The sequence below is a fragment of the Comamonas sp. genome, from assembly GCF_036666375.1.
GTDB lineage: Bacteria > Pseudomonadota > Gammaproteobacteria > Burkholderiales > Burkholderiaceae_C > Comamonas.
On the sequence record NZ_JAVWWA010000165.1, the window covers coordinates 1 to 7,236 of the forward strand.

Here is a 7,236-nt window from a genome sequence, read left to right on the forward strand (position 1 = left end):
CCCGGGAACTTGTCCTTGTGCGCCGTCAGGCCCACGCGGTCGAGCATCTTCAGGCCGCGCTGGCGCGCTTCGTCGGCGCTGCGGCCCAGCACCTTGACCTGGGCGATGGTCAGGTTTTCCGTGACCGACAGATGGGGGAACAGCTCGAAGTGCTGGAACACCATGCCCACGCGGCTGCGCAGCTTGGGCAGGTTGGTCTTGGGATCGTGCACGGCCGTGCCATCGACAAAGATCTCGCCCTTCTGGAAAGGCTCGAGCGCGTTGATGGTCTTGATCAGCGTGGACTTGCCCGAGCCCGAAGGGCCGCACACCACCACCACCTCGCCTTTGTTGATGCTGGTCGAGCAGTCGGTCAGCACCTGAAAGCTGCCATACCACTTGGAGACGTTCTTCATTTCAATCATTGGGTGCTCTCCGTATCCGTATTCAGTTATCCATCCCGGCTGCGCCACTGGCGCGATCCAGGTGCGGGACGGCCCCAAGGGTCGCCCCGCAGCGCCTCGGCGGGTTATCTAATAATTGCGATTCTCTTGTGCAGACGCTTGACCATCCAGGACAGCGCGTAGCACAGCACGAAATAGGCAACGGCCGCGGCCAGATAGGCCTCGATCGGTCGGCCGTAGTTCTTGCCCGCGACTTCAAAGCCCTTGAGCATGTCGTAGGCGCCGATGGCGTAGACCAGCGAGGTATCCTGGAACAGGATGATGGTCTGCGTCAGCAGCACCGGCAGCATGTTGCGGAAGGCCTGCGGCAGCACCACCAGGCGCATGTTCTGGCCGTAGGTCATGCCCAGCGCCTGGCCCGCATTCACCTGACCGCGCGCGATCGACTGGATGCCGGCGCGCATGATCTCGCTGAAGTAGGCGGCCTCGAAGGCGATGAAGGTGATGATCGCCGACAGCTCCGCGCCGATGGGGCGGCCGATGATGGCCGGCATCAGCAGGAAGAACCACAGGATCACCATCACCAGCGGAATGGAGCGCATGCCGTTGACGTAGATCGTCGCCGGCAGCACCAGCCACTTCTTGCCCGACAGCCGCATCAGCGCCAGCACCGTGCCGAACAGCACGCCGCCCACGGTGGCGATGGCCGTCAGCATCAGGCTGAAATACAGACCCTTGAGCACGAAGTTGCTCACCAGGTCCCAGTTGTAGAAACCAAAGTCGATGTGCAGATCCATGATCAGTGACCTCCTGCACTCGAAGCGGCAACCATGCCGGGCACCTGGGCGCGCTTTTCAATCCAGGCCATGATGCGGTTGATGGCGAACGCCGAGATGACATACAGGCCGGTCACGGCCAGATAGACTTCGACGCCGCGGCCGGTCTCTTCCTGGGCCTGCATGGCAAACATGGTCAACTCCGTCACCGACACGGCAAAGGCCACCGACGAGTTCTTGAAGATGTTCATCGTCTCACTGGTCAGCGGCGGAATGATGATGCGCAGCGCCATCGGCAGCAGCACATAGCGGTAGGTCTGCCAGGTCGTGAAACCGACGGCCATGCCCGCATAGCGCTGGCCACGCGGCAGCGACTGCAGACCCGAGCGCACCTGCTCGGCGATACGCGACGAGGTGAAGATACCCAGCGCCAGCACCACCAGCACGAAGCCCGGCACGGACTTCATCGCCGGCACGAAGGCGGGCACCACGTGGTACCAGAGAAAGATCTGGACCAGCAGCGGAATATTTCTAAACAGTTCAACCCAGGCATTGCCGAAGCGCACCAGCCACGGGCTGTTGGGCAAAGTGCGCAGCACGCCAATCACTCCACCGACCACCAGCGCTATCAACAGCGCCAGCAGAGATACGGACACCGTCCACCCCCACGCAGACAACATCCAGTCCATATAGGTGATGTCGCCGCCCTTGCCGAAGCACCCCTGCACCGCAACGCGGTCCAGCGTGTCCTCGCAGAACACCTGCCAATCCCAAGCCATAGGATTTCCTTTATTGCCTCAAACCTCTGGCGAAAAGAACGCGCAACGCGCCTGTTCCACCACACAAAAAACCCCCTCCGAGACCAGCCAGAAGGGGGTTTTCATCCCGATCGCCTAAAAGGCTTTACTTGTTGAAAGCTTCCTTGGGCTTGTTGTTGGGGTTCTTCCAGGCGTTCTTGGTGGCGTCGGACAGCGGCAGGCCGACCTTCTGGTTTGCCGGTGGGATGGGCTGCATGAACCACTTGTCATAGAGCTTTTCCAGGCTGCCATCGGCGACCTGGCGCTGGATGCTGGTGTCGACGGCCTTCAGGAAAGCGGTGTCGTTCTTGCGCAGCATGCAGGCAATGGGCTCGACCGACAGCACTTCGCCGACGATCTTGAAATCGTTGGGGCTCTTGGACTTGGAGATGTTGCCGGCCAGGATGGAGCCGTCCATCACGAACGCATCGGCGCGGCCCGTTTCGAGCAGCAGGAAGCTGTCGGCGTGGTCCTTGCCCATGACTTCCTTGAAGTCTATGCCCTGGGCGCGTTCGTTCTTGCGCAGGATCTGCACCGAAGTGGTGCCCGTGGTCGTGGCCACGGCCTTGCCGTTCAGGTCCTTGATGGCGTTGATGCCCGAGTTGGCCTTCACCGCAATGCGCACTTCTTCCATGTAGGTGGTCATGGCGAAGTCGACATCCTTCTGGCGGTTGGTGTCGTTGGTGGTCGAGCCGCACTCGAGGTCAACGGTGCCGTTGGTCACCAGCGGGATGCGGTTCTGCGAAGTGACGGGCTGGAACTTGATTTCCAGCTTGGTCAGGCCGAGTTGCTTTTGCAGGTCGCGCGCGACGCGTTCGGCCATTTCGGTATGGAAGCCGACATACTTGCCGTCACCAAGGGTATAGGCCAGTGCGCCAGAAGACTCGCGCACGCCCAGCGTGATCGAACCCGAGGATTTGATTTTCGCCAGGGTGTCATTGGTCTGAGCCATGACCGTGCCCGCGAGCAAACCCATGACGGCAACTGCCAACAAATGTTTCTTCATACCTTCTCCTCTGATGACTGCGGATAAAAAAAGCAACGCCGGAACGCGCGTGGGCTTGTTTCAATAATTCACTTTAGAGGCATTTTGCTACTGTCACAAGAAACCAATAGCTATAACCCACAAGGATCCATGTCAAACAAGGCGTAAACGCCGTTCTTCCAGGGTAAACACCTAGCAAAAATCGGGCCCACGCTCCATGCTACTGGCCGGGCGGCCCGACGACGCCCCGGCTTACCCTAGTTCCAGCGTATTGCCGTGCTCGAGCAGGAACGCCCAGAGATTCTGCGCCACACCCTTGGGAGCGTCCTTGGCCGTGGGTTTCTGACGGTAAGCGCGCACATCCATGGGCATACGGAAGGACTCCACGCCCAGCGGTTCGGCGCTGACCAGGCGCCCGGACTGCAGTTCGTTGCGCACCGCGCTGTAAGGCAAAAATGCGACACCATGGCCTTCGAGCGCCATGGCCTTGAGACCTTCGGCCATGTCGGTTTCGTAGACCCGCTCCAGATGGATGGCTTCGCCGGCCTGCTTGAGGATCAGCTCGGTCACCTGGCCCAGATAGGCGCCCGAGGCATAGCCCAGGTACGGCAGAGGCTGGGACTGGGTTCCGGGCAATACATGCAGCGGCCGGCCCTGGGCATCGGGCTTGACATAGGGCGCAAGGATTTCCTCCCCCAGACTCACCATTTCATAGCGATCGGGGTCAAGCTGGAAAGGCTGGGACGGGTGGTGGTAGGCGATCAGCAGATCGCAGCCGCCTTCGACCAGCCGCATCACCGCATCGTGCACATTGAGCGCGAACAACCGGCTGCGGAACGGCCCGAACAGTCCGTGCAGGTTCGACACCCAGGCAGGGAAAAAAGTGAAGGCCAGCGTGTGCGGCACCGCAAAACCTATCATGCCCTTGCCCGCACTGACGTGCGCGCGCAACATGCTGCGCGTGCTCTGCAGCGACTGCAGCATCTCCAGCGCCTGCTCGTACATGGTCTTGCCCGCGGGCGTGAGCCGCGTCGGGTAGGAGCTGCGATCGACCAGGTCGGTCCCGGCCCAGGCTTCCAGCGCCTGGATGCGGCGGGAAAACGCGGGCTGTGTCACATGCCGCAATTGCGCCGAGCGGCTGAAACTGCGGGTCTCAGCCAAGCTCACAAAATCTTCTAGCCATTTGGTTTCCATCTCGCCATTATCCGCGCGCCAAGGCCGCATGCCTCGGGGCAACCCGCATGGTCAGCGACGAAACCGGACCAGATAATGGTTTGCCCACCTCACCCGGCGGGCGCGCGTCAGGCCCGCTGGTACACGACACCCTCGGGCAAGGCGAAAGTCTTTTCTCCGTTGTCACGCGTTTTCCTGACTGCCCGCGCTCATGCCCTCTGACCAATCGCCTCCCGACCACGACGCGTCGGCCCCTCCCCGTTCCCTGCGCATCGAAGACTGGCTCACCGTGATCATCATGGCCGCATTGGCGCTGATCACTTTCGCCAACGTGCTGGTGCGCTACCTCACCAACTCCTCCTTTGCCTGGACCGAAGAAATCTCGGTCTTCCTGATGATCCTGCTGGCCATGGTCGCGGGCTCGGCGGCCGTGGCGCGCGACCAGCACATCCGCATTGAATATTTTTCCCATGGCGGCACGGTCCAGCGCCGCCGGCGCCTCGCGCGCCTGGGCGCAGTCCTGGTCGCGCTGCTGTTCACCCTGATCGCGGTGCTGAGCCTGCGCGTGGTCTGGGACGACTTCCGCTTTGACGAAACCTCGCCCGGCATAGGCGTGCCGCAGTGGTGGTACTCGATGTGGCTGCCGGTGTTCTCGGCGCTGATCGTGCTGCGCGCGCTCGGCCTCTATCGCCGCCAGGGCCTGCAGGCCGCCGCAGAAGACGCAACCAACACCACAGGTCCCCAGCCATGATCGCCACACTGCTGTTCGTGGCCTTCGTGCTGCTGATGAGCGCGGGCGTGCCCATAGGCGCCGCTCTGGGCCTCGCGGGCGCTGCCTGCATCGCGCTGGCCAACTCCGACGCCCAGTGGTTCGGCCTGCTGGCCGTGCCGCAGAACTTCTATGCCGGCCTGGGCAAGTACCCGCTGCTGGCGATTCCGATGTTCGTGCTCGTGGGCTCTATCTTCGACCGCTCGGGCGTGGCGCTGCGGCTGGTGAACTTCGCGATCGCCATCGTGGGCCGCGGCCCAGGCATGCTGCCCCTGGTGGCGATTGCCGTGGCCATGTTCCTGGGCGGCATCTCGGGCTCGGGCCCGGCCAATGCCGCGGCCGTGGGCGGAGTGATGATCGCCGCGATGAGCCGCGCCGGCTACCCTGGCTCGTTCTCGGCCAGCGTGGTCGGCGCCGCCGCCGCCACCGACATCCTGATTCCGCCTTCGGTCGCGTTCATCATCTACTCGGTGCTGGTGCCCGGTGCTTCGGTGCCCGCGCTGTTCGCGGCCGGCATGATTCCGGGCGTGCTCGCCGGCATCGCGCTGATCGTTCCTGCCGTCTGGCTGTCGCGCCGCCACAAGATGGGCGCGCTCGAAGCCACGCTGCCGCGCCCCGAGTTCTGGAAAAGCCTGCGCGAAGCCGCCTGGGGCCTGGCCGCACCGGTGCTGATCCTGGGCGGCATGCGCGCCGGCTGGTTCACGCCCACCGAAGCCGCCGTGGTCGCGGTGTTCTACGGACTGTTCGTCGGCATGGTGATACACCGCACCATATCGGTGCGCGACCTGTTTCCCATCCTGCGCGAAGCTGGCGAGCTGTCGGCCGTGATCCTGCTCGTGGTGTCGCTGGCCGGCATCTTCGCGTTCTCGCTGTCGACGCTGGGCGTGATCGATCCTGTCGCCAACGCCATCGTCAACTCGGGCCTGGGCGAATACGGCGTGCTCGCGCTGCTGATCCTGCTGTTGATCACCGTGGGCATGTTCCTCGACGGCATCTCGGTGTTCCTGATCTTCGTGCCGCTGCTGCTGCCCATCATGCAGCACTACCAGTGGGACCCGGTCTGGTTCGGCGTGATCCTGACGCTCAAGGTGGCGCTGGGTCAGTTCACGCCGCCGCTGGCCGTGAACCTGATGGTCTCGTGCCGCATCGCGGGCGTGCGCATGGAGTCGACCGTGCGCTGGGTCGGCCCCATGCTGCTGGCGATGTTCGTCGTGATGTTGCTGGTGATTGCCTTCCCGCAACTGGCCCTTTGGCTGCCCCACAAGCTGGGTTACTGAGTTCCCAATAACAACCCCTAGGAGACAAAGAATGAAACTGCGCAGCTTTCTGACCACCGCGGTCGCCGCGGCCGCGGCCCTGGCCTTCACCGCTCCGGCGGCGCTGGCCCAGAACTACAAGAGCGAGTACCGCATGTCGCTGGTGCTGGGCCCGCCATCGCCCTGGGGCCAGGCCGGTGAAATCTGGGGCAAGCTGGTCAAGGAGCGCACCCAGGGGCGCATCAACATCAAGCTCTACCCCGGCGTTTCGCTGATCCAGGGCGACCAGACGCGCGAATTCAGCGCGCTGCGCCAGGGCGTGATCGACATGGCCGTGGGCTCGACCATCAACTGGTCGCCCCAGGTCAAGTCGCTGAACCTGTTCTCGCTGCCGTTCCTGATGCCCGACTACGCGGCCGTGGACGCGCTGACGCAGGGCGAAGTCGGCCAGGAAATCTTCAAGAACCTCGAGAAGGCCGGTGTCGTGCCGCTGGCCTGGGGCGAGAACGGCTACCGTGAAGTCAGCAACTCCAAGCGTGCGATCCGCAAGCCCGAAGACCTCAAGGGCCTGAAGATCCGCGTCGTCGGCTCGCCTATCTTCTCCGACATGTTCAGCGCGCTGGGCGCCAACCCCACGCAGATGAGCTGGGCCGACGCCCAGCCCGCGCTGGCCAGCGGCGCGGTCGACGGCCAGGAAAATCCCCTGTTCATGTTCACCGTGCTGAAGATGCACACCGTGGGCCAGAAATATGTGACCACCTGGGGCTACATGGCCGACCCGCTGGTGTTCGTCGTCAACAAGGACATCTGGGCGTCGTGGACACCGGCCGACCAGGCCATCGTGCGCCAGGCCGCGCTCGACGCCGGCAAGCAGGAGATCGCCATTGCACGCAAGGGCCTGGTCGAAGCCGACAAGCCCGTGCTCAAGGAGATCTCCGGCATGGGCGTGACCGTGACCCAGCTGAGCCCGGCCGAACGCGATGCGTTTGTCAAGACCACGCGCCCGGTCTATGACAAGTGGAAGGGCCAGATCGGCAACGACCTCGTGGCCAAGGCCGAGAAGGCGATTGCGGCACGCAAGCCGTAAGCCAGCAACC

Annotated in this window: 8 protein-coding genes; 3 read left to right on the forward strand and 5 right to left on the reverse strand. The window is 63.3% G+C overall.

Annotated elements, in window-relative coordinates; translation table 11 throughout:
- The 5 genes from RR928_RS23560 to RR928_RS23580 all read right to left on the reverse strand — a co-directional run.
- A partial coding sequence (locus tag RR928_RS23560) for an amino acid ABC transporter ATP-binding protein (RefSeq protein WP_332684484.1) occupies positions 1-404 on the reverse strand: 404 nt, incomplete at its 3' end.
- A gap of 104 nt (positions 405-508) precedes the next feature.
- Positions 509-1,180 carry an amino acid ABC transporter permease gene (locus tag RR928_RS23565; protein ID WP_332539990.1) on the reverse strand — a complete coding sequence of 224 codons (672 nt, stop codon included), beginning with the start codon at positions 1,178-1,180 and terminating at the stop codon, positions 509-511.
- A gap of 2 nt (positions 1,181-1,182) precedes the next feature.
- Positions 1,183-1,938 carry an amino acid ABC transporter permease gene (locus tag RR928_RS23570; protein ID WP_332539989.1) on the reverse strand — a complete coding sequence of 252 codons (756 nt, stop codon included), beginning with the start codon at positions 1,936-1,938 and terminating at the stop codon, positions 1,183-1,185.
- A gap of 124 nt (positions 1,939-2,062) precedes the next feature.
- Complete coding sequence (locus tag RR928_RS23575; protein WP_332539988.1) at positions 2,063-2,962, reverse strand: amino acid ABC transporter substrate-binding protein; 900 nt, start codon at positions 2,960-2,962, stop codon at positions 2,063-2,065.
- 231 nt (positions 2,963-3,193) lie between these two features.
- On the reverse strand, positions 3,194-4,135 hold the full coding sequence (locus tag RR928_RS23580; protein WP_332539986.1) for a LysR substrate-binding domain-containing protein: 942 nt from the start codon (positions 4,133-4,135) through the stop codon (positions 3,194-3,196).
- A 190-nt stretch (positions 4,136-4,325) separates the two neighbouring features.
- Here RR928_RS23580 and RR928_RS23585 point away from each other — a divergent pair, with 190 nt between their 5' ends.
- From RR928_RS23585 to RR928_RS23595, 3 genes are read left to right on the forward strand one after another with little or no spacing between them, the layout of a single operon-like run.
- A complete protein-coding gene (locus tag RR928_RS23585; RefSeq protein ID WP_332539985.1) occupies positions 4,326-4,865 on the forward strand; it encodes a TRAP transporter small permease in 540 nt (179 codons plus the stop codon).
- A complete protein-coding gene (locus RR928_RS23590; RefSeq protein WP_332539984.1) occupies positions 4,862-6,160 on the forward strand; it encodes a TRAP transporter large permease in 1,299 nt (432 codons plus the stop codon). Before RR928_RS23585 ends, RR928_RS23590 begins: the two co-directional genes overlap by 4 nt.
- A 31-nt stretch (positions 6,161-6,191) precedes the next feature.
- Positions 6,192-7,226, forward strand: a complete 1,035-nt coding sequence (locus RR928_RS23595) for a DctP family TRAP transporter solute-binding subunit (RefSeq protein ID WP_332684488.1) — start codon at positions 6,192-6,194, stop codon at positions 7,224-7,226.
- The last annotated feature ends 10 nt before the right edge of the window (positions 7,227-7,236 follow it).